Origin of the sequence: Bacillus cihuensis, from assembly GCF_000504145.1 — a bacterium.
GTDB lineage: Bacteria > Bacillota > Bacilli > Bacillales > DSM-1321 > Peribacillus > Peribacillus huizhouensis.
On sequence record NZ_KI632497.1, the window covers coordinates 338,943 to 356,382 of the forward strand.

At 36.1% G+C, this 17,440-nt stretch carries 16 protein-coding genes; 7 read left to right on the forward strand and 9 right to left on the reverse strand.

What is annotated here, in order from left to right; all coding sequences use genetic code 11:
- Nucleotides 1-109: 109 nt before the first annotated feature.
- Nucleotides 110-349 carry a DUF1797 family protein gene (locus V179_RS0119865; protein WP_028393020.1) on the reverse strand — a complete coding sequence of 80 codons (240 nt, stop codon included), beginning with the start codon at nt 347-349 and terminating at the stop codon, nt 110-112.
- Between the two features lie 315 nt (nt 350-664).
- On the opposite strand from V179_RS0119865, the gene V179_RS0119870 reads away from it, so the two are divergent.
- Nucleotides 665-904 carry a glutaredoxin domain-containing protein gene (locus V179_RS0119870; protein ID WP_028393021.1) on the forward strand — a complete coding sequence of 80 codons (240 nt, stop codon included), beginning with the start codon at nt 665-667 and terminating at the stop codon, nt 902-904.
- A 164-nt stretch (nt 905-1,068) separates the two neighbouring features.
- Here V179_RS0119870 and V179_RS0119875 read toward each other — a convergent pair whose 3' ends face one another.
- Nucleotides 1,069-2,925: an SLC13 family permease gene (locus V179_RS0119875; protein ID WP_028393022.1), complete on the reverse strand. Its 1,857-nt coding sequence runs from the start codon at nt 2,923-2,925 to the stop codon at nt 1,069-1,071.
- A 330-nt stretch (nt 2,926-3,255) separates the two neighbouring features.
- Between V179_RS0119875 and V179_RS0119880 the strand changes: the two genes are divergently transcribed.
- The 3 genes from V179_RS0119880 (at nt 3,256) to V179_RS28390 (ending at nt 5,445) form a co-directional block, all read left to right on the forward strand.
- A complete protein-coding gene (locus tag V179_RS0119880; protein ID WP_028393023.1) occupies nt 3,256-4,125 on the forward strand; it encodes a metallophosphoesterase in 870 nt (289 codons plus the stop codon).
- A gap of 285 nt (nt 4,126-4,410) precedes the next feature.
- Complete coding sequence (locus tag V179_RS31380) at nt 4,411-4,755, forward strand: hypothetical protein (protein ID WP_034302061.1); 345 nt, start codon at nt 4,411-4,413, stop codon at nt 4,753-4,755.
- Between the two features lie 186 nt (nt 4,756-4,941).
- Complete coding sequence (locus tag V179_RS28390) at nt 4,942-5,445, forward strand: YkyB family protein (protein WP_051405053.1); 504 nt, start codon at nt 4,942-4,944, stop codon at nt 5,443-5,445.
- A gap of 300 nt (nt 5,446-5,745) precedes the next feature.
- Here V179_RS28390 and V179_RS0119895 read toward each other — a convergent pair whose 3' ends face one another.
- Together V179_RS0119895 and corA are read right to left on the reverse strand one after the other, a co-directional pair.
- Entirely contained in the window at nt 5,746-6,651 is a 906-nt protein-coding gene (locus V179_RS0119895) for a chemotaxis protein (RefSeq protein ID WP_028393024.1), read from the reverse strand.
- Nucleotides 6,652-7,019: 368 nt separating this feature from the next.
- Entirely contained in the window at nt 7,020-8,021 is a 1,002-nt protein-coding gene (gene corA, locus V179_RS0119900) for a magnesium/cobalt transporter CorA (RefSeq protein ID WP_051405054.1), read from the reverse strand.
- Nucleotides 8,022-8,461: 440 nt separating this feature from the next.
- On the opposite strand from corA, the gene V179_RS0119905 reads away from it, so the two are divergent.
- Nucleotides 8,462-9,628: an aminotransferase A gene (locus tag V179_RS0119905; RefSeq protein WP_028393026.1), complete on the forward strand. Its 1,167-nt coding sequence runs from the start codon at nt 8,462-8,464 to the stop codon at nt 9,626-9,628.
- Nucleotides 9,629-10,173: 545 nt separating this feature from the next.
- Here the strand turns inward: V179_RS0119905 and V179_RS0119910 are convergent.
- The 4 genes from V179_RS0119910 to V179_RS0119925 all read right to left on the reverse strand — a co-directional run bounded on the left by V179_RS0119910 (nt 10,174) and on the right by V179_RS0119925 (nt 14,268).
- Entirely contained in the window at nt 10,174-11,052 is an 879-nt protein-coding gene (locus tag V179_RS0119910; RefSeq protein WP_028393027.1) for an NAD(P)-dependent oxidoreductase, read from the reverse strand.
- Between the two features lie 45 nt (nt 11,053-11,097).
- Complete coding sequence (locus V179_RS0119915) at nt 11,098-11,883, reverse strand: SDR family oxidoreductase (protein ID WP_028393028.1); 786 nt, start codon at nt 11,881-11,883, stop codon at nt 11,098-11,100.
- A gap of 397 nt (nt 11,884-12,280) precedes the next feature.
- Nucleotides 12,281-14,002 carry a phosphoenolpyruvate--protein phosphotransferase gene (gene ptsP / locus V179_RS0119920; RefSeq protein ID WP_028393029.1) on the reverse strand — a complete coding sequence of 574 codons (1,722 nt, stop codon included), beginning with the start codon at nt 14,000-14,002 and terminating at the stop codon, nt 12,281-12,283.
- A complete protein-coding gene (locus V179_RS0119925; RefSeq protein ID WP_028393030.1) occupies nt 14,002-14,268 on the reverse strand; it encodes a phosphocarrier protein HPr in 267 nt (88 codons plus the stop codon). Before V179_RS0119925 ends, ptsP begins: the two co-directional genes overlap by 1 nt.
- A gap of 632 nt (nt 14,269-14,900) precedes the next feature.
- Here V179_RS0119925 and V179_RS0119930 point away from each other — a divergent pair.
- Nucleotides 14,901-15,668, forward strand: a complete 768-nt coding sequence (locus V179_RS0119930) for a thermonuclease family protein (RefSeq protein ID WP_028393031.1) — start codon at nt 14,901-14,903, stop codon at nt 15,666-15,668.
- A gap of 179 nt (nt 15,669-15,847) precedes the next feature.
- On the opposite strand, the gene V179_RS0119935 is transcribed toward V179_RS0119930, so the two are convergent.
- Entirely contained in the window at nt 15,848-16,042 is a 195-nt protein-coding gene (locus V179_RS0119935; protein ID WP_028393032.1) for a hypothetical protein, read from the reverse strand.
- Between the two features lie 1,000 nt (nt 16,043-17,042).
- Between V179_RS0119935 and V179_RS30220 the strand changes: the two genes are divergently transcribed.
- Entirely contained in the window at nt 17,043-17,219 is a 177-nt protein-coding gene (locus V179_RS30220) for a YkvS family protein (RefSeq protein ID WP_082190976.1), read from the forward strand.
- The last annotated feature ends 221 nt before the right edge of the window (nt 17,220-17,440 follow it).

Below are 17,440 nucleotides of genomic sequence, written 5' to 3' on the forward strand. Positions count from 1 at the left end.
CCCGATTTCACACAAACAAAATAACATTTATTCAATTATGTATAATTTTTTTCACACAAAAAAAGCCGACAGCATTTGCCGTCGACTTTTATTATGTTTTGTAATCAATTTAAGATTGCAAAAGATCAAAAATTTCAATGGTAATCATATCAATATTATCAAATTGATATTTAGAGGATTTGCTTTTTTCATTAAACACTTCTAACTCAAACATTTCCGTTTTACTGAAATATGTAACCTGACATTTTAATATTCCATCTATTTCAAAAAAACGCTGAGCAGATTCAGTTTCCTGTGCTTGCTCCTGAAGATTTTTTAATCTAGTAAGAATGCCTTGTAATTGAGACATACTCCCACTCCTTTCTAGTATAAAACCTTTACGATAGGTTTCACTATAACATAAAAAACTATCCAAAAACCAGAACGAAATAATTTCAGAATTTTTCATTAAACACTACGTTCTTCATCCTTTTCTAGTTCTACTAAAAGGATAGAGTAACAAATTAATTTTGTATATAAAAACTTTAAAAAAATATCGAAATCTTAGTAGTTTTTTTCAAAAAAAACGTTTTGCTATTCAAGTACAAACTTTTTATTTATAATAGTGTTACTTATATATTTAGGACAGATCACTTACCACTTACCAATTATTCGGAGGATAAAGATGAATCAAGTTACACTTTATACACAGCCAGACTGCCCACCATGTAAAATCGTGAAAATGTTTTTCAACGAATATCATATTTCATATCAAGAAAAAGATATCAAAGCAGATTCTGCAGCAATGAAAGAATTAACTAAAAAATATGGTTCCTATTCTACTCCAACAGTCATCATTAACGGAGAAACGATCATTGGATTTGAAATTGAAAAAATGAAAAGAGCTCTTTCCATCACCGACTAATCAAGGCTGTCTTATAAGGGTCAACCCTCGCACCCTAAATCAGTATTTCACGTGTTTCATACACGTATCTTATACTGTATTTAGATTACGAGGTTTGACCCTTTCCTTTTGGGCAATCAGTTCTTAACTTACCCAACTTTATATTATGATGCCTTCCCCAAAAATTAAAATGGAAAAAAGAAAGGAATGGCAAAAATCATTATTATTCCGATGAAGAGTTGTAATAAGATACCGATCACCGCAAAATCCTTTTGCGTATACTCTCCAGCAGTCATCACAAGTGCGTTCGATGGTGAAACTGAAGGAGATGAAAATGCCATACTGGCTGCAACAGCTACACACATTAATATAGGAGTTGGACTATATTGCAAGTTTTCTGCAAGTGTATAAGCTATCGGAGCAATGATAATTGCTACGGCACCATTTGGAATAAAAAAACTCAATAGCATTGTCAGTAAATATATGATCCCTAGTAAGCCATATGGTCCTGCCCATTGAATTACATTTTCTATTATCGAACTAACCAAGAGTACCCCACCCGACTTTTCAAAGGCAAGTACGAGAGGTATAATCGCGCCGATAAAAATAACGGATTCCCAATTGATTCTCTGATAAGCCTCCTCGATTGATCGAAGGCAGCCAGTTATTATCATTAATAAAGCTGCCAAAGACATCGATAAAGTAGGCGAAATCAAATCAATAGAAAGCATAATCATCATGAGTAAGGTAATACCAGCAGCAATCATCGCTTTATTTTTAGAAACCAATGTCTCTGACTCAAGTGATACACTTCCTACAACTAGGACGTCCTGTAAATCAGATGATACCCTTTCAATGTTTTCCCATTCCCCATGAATAAGAAGCGCATCTCCGGGTTTTAATTGTTCCGTAGCTAATTCCGATTGGATATATTCACCTTTACGATTAATTGCTAACACACTGCATTGATATTTCTCACGAAAATGAACATTTTGCAAGGATTGATTTTCGTAATCCGAATGCGGCATGATAAGTACTTCTGTTAGCCCAAACTTACTACTAAGGAAATGTTTTTTTATCTCTTCTTGTTGAAAAGGTCTCATCTCCAATTCAAAGTCATCTGCAAACTTCATGACTGCATCGTCTTCTCCAAATAGCAAAATGATATCTTCTGGATATAGCACTTCATCTGCTTTCGCTGAAAAGTTCTGGGACTTCGTTAAGATTGAGAGTTGCTTATCTCTTGTTTTTCTTTTAATTTCAATGACCGTTATTTCATAATCAACTGGTAGTCTTAGCTCAGATAAACGTTCACCAACAATATCAGAGTCCGATGGAATATAGAGATAATGTAATCGATCATAAACTTTATACATTCCAGCTAATTCACTTGCAGATAAACCCTTACCACTGTTATTTAAAGTAATAAATCGATTTGGAAGGAGCCTTTTTCCTATAGTGAGCATAAAAATTAAACCTGAAACTAGGGCAACAATTCCGATAGGCGTAAAATCAAATAAAGTTAAATTTGCGTATTCATTTGATCGTAAAATTTCACTTACTACTAAATTAGGTGTAGTCCCAATCATTGTTAACATGCCACCAAGACCTGTGGCATAAGCTAAGGGAAGCAGAAGTCTAGATGGGCTTTTCTTATTCTTTAAAGCCATGCTAGTAACGATTGGAAGCATCAAGGCAATTATTGCCGTACCACTTAACAACGACCCTAGTAATCCAGCAGTAGCCATGACATAAATAATCATTCTAGCTTCGCTGCCTTTTTTGCGTTGGGTCAATTGACTTACAATGTTATCAGCTAGACCGGATAAAGAAATTCCTGCACCAACGACGTATAATGAACCGATCATAATGACAATCGGACTTGAAAATCCAGAAAGAGCTTCTTCTAAATTTAAAATACCGGTAAGCCCAAGTATCACAAGTGAGATAAGCGCTACTAGATCTGCACGTAATTTTCCTTGTATGATTAGTGCAAATGTACATACAAGTATGATAAATGTTATCAACATAGGTTGTGTCATGCTTGTTACCCCCAAAAATGTTCCAAAGCCTCTAGACTTTTTCTCTATGTAAAAAGATTTACAAATTCAACTTTACGCTTGTCATTCATCAATTTTAAAGCGTATGCCAAAGAGTAACTGCTCAACTGCAGTCCTTTATTTCGCATTTAAACACGAAAGTAATCTCTTCTCCCCTGCCTACTTGAATGTTTTTTAACATCAGTATACTAGCTTCCATTTGATAGAGTAGCTCACTAAAAACTTTTACTTTAAAAAATAATATATCCTTCTGTTTATACATATTGTTTGGTAGTATAAGGAAGTGACATTTAAGTAGATAGGTTGATACAAATGAATAATAACATGACGAGAAGATCTTTTCTAAAAAAAACAGTAAGTACCTTATTAACTCTAACAGGAGCAGGAATAGGTGGTAAATATTATGCCCACGATATTGAACCTAACTGGATTGAATTTAATGAAATAGTGATTCAGCATCCACTCATTCCGAAAGGTTTTAACGGAATGAAAATTGTTCAATTTAGTGATACTCATTTAGGATTTCAATTTCAGTTAAAAGAGTTGCAGAGTGTATTAACAAAAATACAGACATTCTCTCCTGATGTTGTCCTATTCACTGGTGATTTAATGGATGAGCCAAATAAATATCCACATCATTCCAAGATTATTCCACTGCTACAAAACATTCAAGCTCCCTTAGGAAAATTCAGCATTTACGGCAATCATGATCACGGAGGATACGGATCAAAAATGTATAATCAGATCATGGAACGTTCAGGTTTCACTTTATTACAAAACAGTCACGCTGCGATTTCATTAATAAACGGGGATAAATTATATATTGCTGGAATTGATGATGCTATGCTTGGTTCTCCAAATATCCAAAAGGCTCTTTTAGGTATACCAGAAAAAGCTTATACCATCCTATTATCTCATGCACCCGACCTTGCTGAATTCGCAAAAGATTACCCAGTGCAATATCAAATAAGTGGTCACAGTCACGCTGGACAAATACAAGTCCCTTTTGCTGGCGCCCTTGTGACGCCCCCTTTCGGGAAGAAATATATTGAAGGATTGTACGAGCTTGAAAACTTAACTTTATATGTGAATCGAGGACTCGGTACAACAAGACTCCCATACCGCTTCCTTGCCCGACCAGAAATTACTTTATTTGAATTACAGTCTAATGAAAACCAATGACCTATAAACCTTTACTGATTAATAAGCAACTAATTTACCGGGCATTCTATTCATATAGCATGCCCGATCCTCTTCTTTATAAAAACAAAGTATTTTTTCAAATATTATACCATTAGTAAACTCGAATCAGTACATAAACTTTGTTTGAAGCTTGCATCCCCTTCTCTATTGTTGCTGTACCTCCATTCTTCAACCTCTCTAAAAACTCCATTTTAACTGATAATGCTAATACAGGCTCCAAATAGAAAAACAACCATACAATAATAAGAGAAAGGAGAGAACCCTATGCAGCCTTATTACTACCCATCATTTCAACACTATCCATCATTTCAACACTATCCAATCGCTCTATCGCGAAACAGTGAAGACGAGCGTTTTTTTCCATTTCTGTTTCCATTCGTGGTTGGAGGTCTTGCAGGTCTTGCTACTGGAGCGTTACTTTTTAATCGACCATATTATTATCCATACCCAGCTCCTTATCCATATCCTTATCCAGCATACAATCCATATCAAGGATATCCTGGATATCAAGGGTTTCCTGGATATCAAGGAAATCCCCAAAGTTTTGGAGCCCAAGCAGGCGTATCGGAAAATATTAATATCTATACATCACCACAATACTCAAAATAAGTTCCGAATGAGAAGAGGGAAGTTTCACCTCTTCTTTTCTTTAGCGGAGAGCAGTTGTGTTAGTTTTGTCCTTTATTTAAAATTCCCATAAAAATTCTTACCTTATTCCTCTTTTACTTTCTTTCAACTTGGAAAATGGTATAATATGAACTATAAGTAGGACCACTATAGGAAAGGAGTTTATATATGGATGATATAAAAGGGGACCCTGCCTCTATGAACACAGTTAATAGTCTTGCTCAAGCAATCTTTGTTGTGAACAAGCACGCAAAAACAGCCCCAGAACCTAAAACTTTATACGAATTAAAACGACATTCTCTAAACAAGTTGCTTACTGAAGGGAAAGCGAAAAAATTAGGACTCCATTTTTCCGATAATCCGAGATATTCAGCGCAACAATCTGATGTAATTGTCGAATGTGGTGAATATATTTTCCACCTCCCGCCTTCAAGAGAGGATTTAAAAAAACTCCCTCACTTAGGAAGCCGATCATCATCGGTTCGTAATCCAAAAGCCACTTTATCCTTATCACGAGCAAAGAAGATTTTGCAATCGTATATCGGAAAAGCAAGCGAGCCAAAATCACGTAATCAAGTTGGCAGACCTCGCCAGCAGTCGCGAATGAATACACACTCAGGCTTCCAAAATACATTTCCTTCATCATTTTTAGGGAAAGGTTTCAAACTATAATTGAACGGTCAATCATGAAGCAATTCCTGCCCATCACAATGAAATATCCACAAACTAATAGGCTGACTTGCAGGTAAGCATATACCTGTCTAGTCAGCCTATTTCCACTATTGAAAGATTTATCTCGCATTAACACACAGACACAGACGAAAGACTAAAGGACGCAGTGTACTTTAGTCTGTTATTCACTGAAACGGTTCTAGTGACGCTTTATCGAAGATTTAGCGCCAGTAGAACCGGACTAACAATCAGTGGGGAATGAAGCCCCACCACTGATTGAAGTTTCATTATCTTTCTTTTTTAAAGAATATGTTTATCAATTAATTGAATGAGTTCTGCAATTTCTGGCTTACTTACTTGTGCATCCGCTCCGACCATATTTCCTTTATGACGTAAATCATCCGTAATTAATGAAGAGAAAATAATAACAGGAAGCTTACTAAATTCATTATCTTCTTTAATACGCTTCGTTAAATGAAGACCGTCCATTTGCGGCATTTCTACGTCCGTAATCACAAGCTGCACTTCTTCCTTAAGGTCTTTCCCCGATTGATGGATTCCTTCTAAATAGCGTAGGGCATCTTCGCCGTTTTCGAAGAATTCGAGTAAATCATAACCTGCTTCTGATAAAGTATCATAAAGAAGCTTTCTAAGAAGTGGTGAATCTTCAGCAACTACAATTTTCTTATTGGACCTCTCCCTCTGTCCAAGCTTTTTCACTTGTTGAATATTAATTCCAGATTCAGGGTTGATATCTACAACAATTTTCTCGAAATCCAGAAGTAATAGCATTTCTCCATTTAGTTTAATGACCCCAATAATTTGACCTTCAAGACCTTGATACATGTCAGAAGGCTTTTCAATTTGCTTCCAGGAAATACGGTGTATTTGTGTCACGGTATGTACATGAAAAACAATCTTCTGCTGATTAAATTCTGCAACAATAAATTTATCGTCCTTCGGTTTTTCCGATGGTGGAAAGCCAAGCGCCTTTGCTACATCAACAACGGGGAGAACTTCACTTCTGAGCTCGATGATTCCTTCCACATTCTTATGTGCATGGGGTACATATGTAATTGGCACTGGATTAATAATTTCTTTTACTTTAATCACATTAATACCAAATTTATTATTACCAATTCCGAATTCAACTATTTCTAATTCATTTGTCCCACTCTCAAGCAAAATCCCTTTTGTTTGGTCCATTCTATTCTTCCTTCCTATACTTTCTCCCTAAAATATTTCATGATTAGGATTCGTCCAATAAGATATTTTAGTAAATTCAACCTATCAATTAATAAAATTCTTATACTTACTAATTCGGCAGTAATAGTGATTTCTTAAGATAAATCTATAAAAAAGAAAAATATTCATTATTTAAGACTGTTTTCGTATAATTTGTTGCTTTTCAATTATATGAATACTAACAACCTGGGGTTGATTTCCGTTACAGGTACTCGCATTCCCTCGGCGGTCTCAGGTGCCTCGCACCTTCCATAACAATCAACATCTGCTCGAATTGGTTACTTCTTACAAACAACAAGCTTTACGAAAAGAGCTATTTAAAAACACATTCATCCATTTCGACCACGCTTATATGATCTTCTAATTTTCAGCATCGGAAGCCAACCTTTTTTAATAAAAAAGCCGCACATCAAAACAGAAATTAAAGCCATGATTCCTATTACTGCAAAATAGCCATAATGCCAGTGCAACTCTGGCATATAATCAAAGTTCATTCCGTATATCCCTGCAATGAACGTTAATGGCATAAAAATAGTTGTAATAACAGTCAATGTCATCATGGTCGTGTTCAAACTATTAGAATTTACGGACAAGTAACTGTCACGGATATCTGAAGAAAAATCTCGATAAGATTCAAGCATCTCCACCAATTTAAGCAAATGATCATGTATATCATTAAAGTACAAATGCTGCTCCATCAAATAACTCAATCGATCCGAATAATTCATACGATATAGCATATCCCTCATCGGCAAAATCGTTTTTCTCAGTGCTGACATTTCAGCTCTTAAGTCAAATAATCGCTCAATTAACTCAGCTATCGTTTCATTTTTTGTATTATCTTCTATCCAGTTCAATTCTTCTTCAATTCGATAAACCAGCGGGAAATACTCATCAACTAATTTGTCAATCAAACCATGCATAAGGAAAAAAGGACCTTTCCTTATTGAGCTTTTTTTATTCATTAAATCCCAAACTATCTCAAGCTCTAATACCTCCTCTTTATGATAGGTAACAATAAATTTTTTGCTTATAAACATATTCAGTTCTATCGCTTTTAAATTTTCTTTATTTAATGCATGAAGAACTAAAAATTCATAATCTTCGTAGAAATCTATCTTAGGTCGCTGCTTAAAATCATCTCGGCTATCTTCAATTGCTAACGGATGAAATTGAAAAAAGTTCGACAATAATAACGATTCTTCTTCAGTCGGATTAGCAAAGTCAACCCAATACCAAGCCGCTTCTATTTCATTCAACTCATTCAACTCAACATTATAAAGCGTCCCATTATCTTTCGTTATGACACATGTTCTAATCACATTATCCATCCTTACTTATCTTTTTTACGTATTTGATCAATTTTGTTATTATTCAATATATTTTGTACAATGTCACAAAAGATGATTTTTGAAGCTTTAATCAAAATCATTAGACTTTTTGAACAAGCTCACAAAGGAAACAAATTGGTGATATACAGTGAAACTTATCGCTGTGATCTTCAGCGGTTTAGTTAGGCCCAAAGGATGTGAGTAACACAGACGAAAGACTAAAGTACGTGGCTTACTTAGTCTGTGATTCATTGAACCTTAGTACGTACTGTCAATTGATCGAAGCGAAAGCGATGATCTTAGCGACAGTAGAACGGTACTAACAATCAGCGGGGAAGAAGAAAAACCCACTGATTGAAGTTTCTCTTTATCTTTCTCTAGAATCTCTCAATCCGATAATGATAAAATAAAAAAGCCTTACAAAAAGGGGGAACTGATTTATGGAACATTTACTTAATCCACGAGTAAAAAAGATTGAGATTTCTGGCATTCGAAAATTTTATAACTTAGTAGCTAGTATGGACAATACCATTTCATTAACAATCGGCCAGCCAGATTTCCCAACACCTGACCATATTAAAGATTCAGCAAAACTTGCGATTGATCATAACTATACCGTCTATTCGCACAATGCCGGATTTATTGAATTAAGAACGGCTGCAAGCGACTTTGTTAGGAAAAAATACAATCTTCAATATCATCCTGCAAACGAAGTCATTGTCACAACCGGTGCAAGTGAAGCGATTGACGTAACCTTTCGAACCATATTATCAGAAGGTGTCGAAGTTATCCTTCCTGGTCCCGTCTACCCTGGGTATGAACCCATAATTAAGCTGTGTGGGGCTACTCCCATTTATGCAGATACGACAGCAAATGGATTTCGCTTAACTGCAGAGATACTAAAAAAATACATAAACAGCAAAACTAGATGTATCGTCTTACCTTATCCCTCAAACCCAACTGGAGTCACGCTTACAGCAAAGGAACTCGAGGATATTGCAGAACTTGTTCGTGATCAAGATATATTTATTGTCGCTGATGAAATCTATAGTGAACTAGTTTTTGATCAAAAGCATATTTCAATTGCCTCATTTTTAAAAGAACAAACGATTGTTTTAAATGGCGTATCTAAGTCACATTCGATGACCGGTTGGAGAATTGGCTTTATTTTCTCACCCGAAGCGATCTCTAGTCAAATCTTGAAAGTCCACCAATATAATGTAACCTGTGCCTCTTCCGTTTCACAGCGAGCTGCTTTAGCTGCTTTAACTGATGGAATTGATGATGCATTACCAATGAAAAAAGAATATCAGTCTCGAAGGGATTATGTTTATCAACGATTAATTCAAATGGGATTTGAAGTGGTAAAACCCGACGGAGCTTTTTACTTTTTTGTTAAACTTCCAAATAGATACCCTACCTCACTTTCATTTTGCCTAGAGCTTGTTGAAAAAACAAAAGTAGCTGTAGTACCAGGCGATGCCTTTTCCCAGCTTGGTGAGGGATATTTCCGACTTTCATACGCCTGTTCTCTAGAGTTATTGAAAGAAGCTTTAAATAGAATTGAATGGTTCCTTAATGAACAACCTAATAGTTCTCAGCTATAAATAATTTTCTATATTAAAAGGCTGTTTTCGTATCCTTTATTGCTTTTAAATAATATGTACAATGATATCCTGAGTTGATTTACATTACAGGTACTCGTTTTCCGCGGGCAGTTTCAGGAGCCTCGCACCTTCCACTACAATCAACATCTTATCGAATTTGTTACTTGCTAAAAACAACAGTCTTTTCGAAAAAGAGCCTTAATAAAAAAGGGACCTAAAGGTGTCCCAAAACGAGCTGACCTTACACTCCATACAGCGTTTATCGTGACACGTTCATCATATAAACGATATATAGTCGAATAGGTTTTGCACCGTTTTGTTTTTAGACACCCTTAGTCCCATTAAGTTTGCTTATTTAAAAATCTGTTTAATAGACTCTTAATTGAGTTTGCGAAGAAATCATTCATTTTGTTTGGTCATTGCGTAATATTTACTTCAATAGTTCGGGGCGCCGCTTTATCTTACGTTGCGCTAAGATCTTAGCGACAGTAGAATGGGACTAAGAATCAGTGGAGAAGCCCCCCACTGATTGTTGTTTCACTTTATTATTGATAATATATATAAAGTGCCTGAGTACCTCTATCCTCTTCCCCTGCTTCGACCAGTTGATCATAAAGCGATTTAGCAAGCGTTAATCCAGGCAATTGTAGATTCATTCGATCAGCTTCTTCCAACGCAATCTTCATATCTTTCAAAAAATGCTTAATATAGAAACCTGGTTCAAAATCGCCTTGAATCATTCTAGGAGCTAAATTAGAAAGTGACCAACTGCCCGCTGCGCCATTGGCTATGCTCTTTAATACAGTATCCGGATTAAGGCCAGCTTTTTTTGCATAAATAATTGCCTCAGTAACTCCAATCATATTAGATGCAATCGCAATTTGGTTACACATCTTTGTATGTTGACCTGAACCTGATTCCCCTTGGTATACAATATTCGTACCTAAAACTTCAAAAATATCGGATACCTTATTGAATATCTCTTGTTCACCGCCAACCATAATTGCTAACTTGCCATCTCGTGCTCCTATATCACCACCTGATACTGGGGCATCTAATGAATACATACCTTTTTCCTTTGCACATGCAGCAATCTTTTGGGCAAGAGTGGGTGTAGAAGTTGTCATATCAATGAGTATCGTATTTACTTCAGCAAAATGGATAATACCTTCTTCACCAAGGTAAATTTCCTCTACATCACTAGGATACCCAACAATGGAGATAATGACATTTGTTTGTTTTGCTAATTCTTTTGGAGAATCTGCCCAGCTTGCACCGTCTTTCAGAAGATCTGCTGCTTTCTCTTTAGTGCGATTATAAACAGTGACATTAAAACCTGCTCTCAATAAATTACTTACCATACTTTTACCCATTACACCTGTTCCAATAAACCCTACTTTTGCTGTCTCCGACAAATGTGCCATATCTTTTCCCCCTTTATCATTTTAGTACATACTGATACTCTTATTTTAAATTGATTTAATTGAGCCACCATCTACTAAATACGTTTGTCCGGTAAGGTAAGAATTTGCCTCAGAAAGCAAAAATGTAACTAAATTTGCAAATTCCTCAGGCTCGCCGTAACGTCCCAAAGGAATAGCTGCTTTCATTTTCGCTTCCATTTCTTTTACACTGACACCTTGCTTATCAGCATTAATTTGATCGAGATGGGCTACTCTATCCGTTGCAATACGGCCAGGACCTACAGTATTAATCAAAATGTTATCGCTAGCCAATTCTGTCGCCAAGGTTTTAGAAAGACCAACAATGGCAGTGCGGAATGTATTAGATAAAATCAACCCTGGAATAGGCTCTTTAATTGATGAAGAAGCTATATTCACAATCTTCCCGCCCTGCTTTTGCAAGAATGGAAGTGTTTCACGAATGATTCGGATATAGCTTAGTAGATTCAATTCAAATGAATGTTGCCAATCATCATCACTCATTTCACTAAACGCTCCGGCTTTCGGACCTCCTGCATTGTTTACAAGTAGCTCTATGCCACCGAATTCCGCATTTGTTCGATTGACAAGATTCACAATCTCACTATTTTTCGTAATATCCGTAACACAATAAGCCACTTTACCTCCTGCTAATTCTTCAAGCTCTCTTTGCACAGTTTTCAACTTGCTTTCATCCCTTCCAGAAAGCATAACGTTTGCGCCCTCTTTCACGAGCAGTGTTGCAACCGCTTTCCCTAACCCCTGACTTGAAGCAATAATGAGTGCATTCTTATTACGTAAACCTAAATCCATATGTACTTCCCCTCCATCTAGTCTCTTCACTACCATTATAGCTTAGCGTCCCTAAAGTGGAAAACTTTTTGCAGTAAAGTAAAACTTCAATCAGTGGGGGTTTTACTGCCCGTAGATGCGGGATAATATGAAAATTCGATAAGTTGGGGGCTTTATCACCACCGATTGTTGGTTTCGTTCTAATGTCGCTTTTAACATAGACCGAACTTAAGTTAAATGAATCACAGACGAAGTAAGCCGCGTCCTCCGGATGAAGCCTACTCTCAAAAAAGAGGATATCCCAGCAAAAGAGTCAGATTCACTTCAACTAAATTTCGTTTTTATGACGGATAACCGACACAATAAACGGAATATAGTTTGTGAGATTAGACCCTTTTTAGGACATCCTCATTTTTATTTATGCTTTAGAAACGGCTGCTTCAACAGCTGCTTTTACATCATCATTTGTTTCAAGATTTAAGACTGATAATGCCAATGCTTCCATTTCTTCTTTTGAGAGTTTACTGATTATAGAACGTGCTCTCAATATTGAAGTGGCACTCATTGAAAATTCATCGAGACCTAAACCGAGCAATACAGGGATTGCTGTTTCATCCCCAGCCATTTCTCCACACATTCCAGCCCATTTACCTTCTTTATGTGCGGCATCAATGACCATTTTTACAAGGCGTAAAATAGCCGGGTTATACGGTTGATACAAGTATGAAACGCGTTCGTTCATACGATCTGCAGCCATTGTATATTGGATAAGATCATTCGTTCCAATACTAAAGAAATCAACTTCTTTCGCAAATGTATCAGCCATGACAGCAGTTGAAGGAATTTCTACCATAATTCCGACTTCAATGCCTTCAGCCACAGTAACACCTTTTGCAAGAAGTTGCTGTTTTTCTTCTTCTAAAATCGCTTTTGCTTGACGGAATTCACCAAGTGTAGCAATCATCGGGAACATAATTTTCAAATCACCATATTGGCTTGCACGCAATAATGCACGAAGCTGTGTACGGAAGATTTCCTGTTGATCCAGGCATAAACGAATTGCTCGGTATCCAAGGAATGGGTTCATTTCTTTTGGTAAATTTAGATACGGAAGCTCTTTATCTCCACCAATATCAAGAGTACGAACCACTACAGGCTTGCCTTTTAAGCCTTCTAATACTGCTTTATACGCCTCAAACTGTTCTTCTTCTGTTGGCAACTGTTCTCGACCCATATAAAGGAATTCAGTACGATAAAGACCGACCCCTTCACCACCGTTGTTAATTACACCTTCAAGGTCTTTAGGTGTACCAATATTGGCAACTAATTCAACGTGGTGTCCGTCTTTGGAAACTGTTTGTTCATTTACAAGCTTTGCCCACTCCGCTTTTTGCGCTTCATATGCTTGTGCTTCTTTCTTATACTGTTCAATAATTTCAGGAGTAGGATTAATATGTACTTGGCCATTTAATCCGTCTACAATCACGATATCACCATTCTGAATCGTTTTCGTAGCTTCCTTTGTACCAACAACAGCAGGAATTTCCATAGAACGGGCCATGATCGCAGAATGTGACGTTCGACCGCCGATATCTGTAGTAAAGCCTTTGACATATTGGCGATTTAATTGAGCTGTATCTGAAGGCGTCAAATCTTCAGAAATCACAATCACTTCTTCTGCAATCATACTCGGATTCGGAATTTGAACACCCAAAAGATGTGCAAGAAGTCTTTTCGTAACATCACGGATGTCTGCTGCACGCTCTTTCATATATTCATTATCCATTTGTTCAAACATCGTGATAAACATATCTGCTGTTTCCTTCAAAGCAAACTCAGCATTAACATTTTCTGATGTTATTTTGTCTTCGATTGGGCCTAAAAGCTCTGGGTCAGAAATAACCAACATATGAGCATCAAAAATGGCCGCCTTATCTTCACCTAAATCTTCTGCTGCTTTTTCTCGTATGTGCTGTAAATCTGTTTTCGACATATCTACCGCTGCTCTAAAACGAGCTGTCTCGTCGGCAACATTTTCAATCGAATTCTTTTCAACCTTTAACTCAGGTTCAATTAACCGATATGCCTTCGCAATCGCTATTCCGTTTGAAGCGGCAATGCCGGATAATAAAGTTGACATTATTCAGCTAATCCCTCTTTTTTCAATGTTTCTTCTAACGTGTTAAGAGCATCTTTCTCGTCGCTTCCTTCGGCTGAGATTGTAATTTCAGCATCTTTGCCTACGCCAAGAGACATAACGCCCATGATTGATTTAAGATTTACTTTCTTACCGTTATATTCAAGATTAATTTCAGAATCGAATTTACCTGATGCTTGAACTAACAATGTTGCAGGTCGTGCATGAATTCCAGTATCCGCTATTACTTTGAATGTTTTTTGTTGCATTAAAATCAATCTCCCTTTTCCAATAAAATTAATACTCTAAAACAAATGACCACATTAAATGACGCGATATTGTCATTTTACCCAATGTAGGTCATTTCATGTTAAAAAGCAAAGAAGTATACAAATGAAAATGAAAGCATTTCCATGTTTATCATGTAAAATATCTCATATTCCATCAATATTAAGAATAGCATTCCTTAAGATATCAAACAACGATTTCACCTTGCTTTTTCAAGGAAAATCCTACAAGAAATCCTCTATAAAAGCAACTATTATTCAGCATTAATTTATTCTTTATATAAATACCTGATTATTTTAATAGGATAGAAACCTTTCACCACCGCGAAAGGTACCGCTTACATCACTGAAAATCTATTTATTAAAAATTATACCATTTTAAGCAGAATCGATCAAAAACAATCAAAATCATTCATAGGTAATTATGATACTCTATTGCACAATTCTATTTAATTGTGTTTTTTACTTTTCTCACTGTAATATACATATTTGCATAGTTAATTTTTCATAGTAGCCGGGACTATTCTTATTTGAGAAACTTTTTTATATGACTTACAATCCAATAGATTCGTCTGCTAACTTTTTTCTTTTATACAAATATTACGGAGGTAACCATGAAATTTTACACTAATCAACTTTTAACTATCTTTGCTTTTATATGCTGTATGACCCTTATAGGATGTTCAAATAGCCAGAATACAAACGAAAGCACGCACCACCACAAAACCAATTTACCTGAGGAAAATCCTTCTACTATTTCAGCTTCAATTGTTCGTGTCGTAGACGGAGACACAATAAAAATCAAATTAGACAACAGTAAAGAAGAAACCGTAAGACTTTTACTAGTTGATACACCTGAAAGCGTACATCCTACAAAACCTATCCAACCTTTTGCGATTGAAGCGAGCAACTTTGTAAAAAACCTATTACCAGTAGGAAAAGACGTTGAAATAGAGCTTGGTACGAATGAACGGGACAAATATGGCAGACTTCTTGCTTACCTTTACGCTGATGAAAAAATGGTGAATCAGCTTTTACTTGAAAAAGGATATGCTAGAGTTGCTTATGTATTCGCTCCGAATACGAAATACATCGAGGAATTCCGCGAAATCCAAGAAACAGCACAACGAAAAGAAATTGGTATTTGGTCCATCGAAAATTATACAACTAGTACTGGTTTTAATGATCAGAAACAAAAACCGAAAGCAACCGAAAGCCCTATAGCTTGTACCAATCCTGAAATTAAAGGAAATATTAACTCGAAAGGAGAAAAAATATATCATGTAAAAGGAGGTCTGCATTATGAGCAGACGAAACCTGAAAAATTGTTTTGTAATGAGGAAGAGGCAATAAAGGCAGGTTTTCGAAAAGCAAAAAGCTAGTGAGATGCACATATCTTGTTTCAATATTTAGTCAAGTGATGATAAGGTTGGAGCAAGAAAAATAAAGTACAAGAATTCAAACCATTTAGACACTATTTACATACCTAAATTCAAAAAAAGAAACGCCTGTCTTAGTTTATGCAAGTAAAATGCATATCTAGACAGGCTAATGTATACGATTAACTTCTTGGCTCAACCATGTATTGATAAGTGACTTCTCCACCATGTTTTGCTGTTCCGCTAAAGTGTTTGAAATCCTCTCTTTTGACAAGAAAGAGTTGGAAATCTAAAAACTGGTCCTTCGTAATGGTAAATTCATCAATCTCACCGTTAGCTAGCTGATTCAAGAGCGTCTCTACTTCTTCTCTATCCAAACCAAATCCCCCAGACGTTTTATGGTTAATTCCAAAATCCAGTACTATAATACGCTATCGTTTCGCATCATGCAATTTTTCAATAATGCTTCAAAGTAACACTCGGTATTCGTCAAGATATCATCGTATATTTTTAGAGTATATTTCAATCTAAAATACAAAGAAATTAATAATTGCAAACAACTTCTTTACGTTTGGGAAAAAATAGTGCAAACTGTATAGTAAACTATTCAATGGTTTTTATGAAAATATAGTCATAGAAGAAGTCCATGTAAAGTTTTATAGAGTATTTCGAAAATTATTTTGAAAGCGCTCTATGCATGATTACCTAACAACAGGAATATCTCCAAATGACTGAATACTCGCTCTACTGCTGTTTTAATAGGAAGCAACACGTTGTTAATTCGCGACAATTTAGTTTGAAGAATAGCTTTATAGAGCAGGTTACTAACTCTCTAATAAAGTGAAACTTCATCAGTGCGGGTTTTCTTCATCCCCCACTGTTTGTTAGTCCCATTCTAGACTCGCTAATATCTCGCTCCGATTCGATAAATTGACTCTACAACAAAGGTTCAACGAACTCAGACTAAGTACGCCGCATCCTCATGTCTTCGTCTGAGTGACAAAATCCTGTGGGCGCAAACTTTACCTCTGCGTAACTCGCGGTAAGTTTCACTGTATCTCACTAATCGGGGTTTTACTGCCCGTTGCCCGTTAATGCGGGATAAGTTGGTGGAGAGGAGCAGTGATTTTATAGATTTTTACACGAAGTCTAGTTTAACTTGCAATTAATTGGGTACCTGATTTAAGTTAACTTTGAACCCTTTTTCTTCATAAAAAACATCCATGAGCGTCTGCTCTAAACCCGACGATGAAAAAGGTTCGAGTTCTCAAATTGTATCACCTTATGAAGAAGGCGGTGCGGAGCTGTTCTTGCATAGTCCCGCCCCTTTTCCACAGAAAAAAGACAATTATGAAACGAAAAGGATGGTTGATAGTTATGAAAAAGGCAGAAATAGGTAATATCATTGAATTCCGTGACGGTTTGCAAGGAATTGTAGAAAAGGTTAATGAAAATTCAGTAATTGTTGATGTTACATATATGGCTAATTACAGAGATTTTGATTTAGAGCAGAAAACGGTTGTCAATCATAAAAATTATAAAATCATTAAATAGTTTTTTTTCTCAATACATAATTCAGTTTGACTATAATTTATACCCTCTAAAACACCACTTAATACATTAGCGTTCTAAAAAATCGAAGGTGTCACATAAGAATCTGATCTCGCACACTAAATCACTATGTGTGCGAGGTTAGACCCTTTGAACATGGGACATCCCCTCTTCTTTTGCAACAGATTCCATGGATTTAGTAATCTTTATTTAATCTAATCGAC

Coding starts and splice junctions, on each gene's coding strand:
- V179_RS0119865 (WP_028393020.1), bottom strand. CDS start 349: ATGTCTCAATTACAAGGCATTCTTACTAGATTAAAAAATCTTCAGGAG.
- V179_RS0119870 (WP_028393021.1), top strand. CDS start 665: ATGAATCAAGTTACACTTTATACACAGCCAGACTGCCCACCATGTAAA.
- V179_RS0119875 (WP_028393022.1), bottom strand. CDS start 2,925: ATGACACAACCTATGTTGATAACATTTATCATACTTGTATGTACATTT.
- V179_RS0119880 (WP_028393023.1), top strand. CDS start 3,256: ATGAATAATAACATGACGAGAAGATCTTTTCTAAAAAAAACAGTAAGT.
- V179_RS31380 (WP_034302061.1), top strand. CDS start 4,411: ATGCAGCCTTATTACTACCCATCATTTCAACACTATCCATCATTTCAA.
- V179_RS28390 (WP_051405053.1), top strand. CDS start 4,942: ATGGATGATATAAAAGGGGACCCTGCCTCTATGAACACAGTTAATAGT.
- V179_RS0119895 (WP_028393024.1), bottom strand. CDS start 6,651: ATGGACCAAACAAAAGGGATTTTGCTTGAGAGTGGGACAAATGAATTA.
- corA (WP_051405054.1), bottom strand. CDS start 8,021: ATGGATAATGTGATTAGAACATGTGTCATAACGAAAGATAATGGGACG.
- V179_RS0119905 (WP_028393026.1), top strand. CDS start 8,462: ATGGAACATTTACTTAATCCACGAGTAAAAAAGATTGAGATTTCTGGC.
- V179_RS0119910 (WP_028393027.1), bottom strand. CDS start 11,052: ATGGCACATTTGTCGGAGACAGCAAAAGTAGGGTTTATTGGAACAGGT.
- V179_RS0119915 (WP_028393028.1), bottom strand. CDS start 11,883: ATGGATTTAGGTTTACGTAATAAGAATGCACTCATTATTGCTTCAAGT.
- ptsP (WP_028393029.1), bottom strand. CDS start 14,002: ATGTCAACTTTATTATCCGGCATTGCCGCTTCAAACGGAATAGCGATT.
- V179_RS0119925 (WP_028393030.1), bottom strand. CDS start 14,268: ATGCAACAAAAAACATTCAAAGTAATAGCGGATACTGGAATTCATGCA.
- V179_RS0119930 (WP_028393031.1), top strand. CDS start 14,901: ATGAAATTTTACACTAATCAACTTTTAACTATCTTTGCTTTTATATGC.
- V179_RS30220 (WP_082190976.1), top strand. CDS start 17,043: ATGAAAAAGGCAGAAATAGGTAATATCATTGAATTCCGTGACGGTTTG.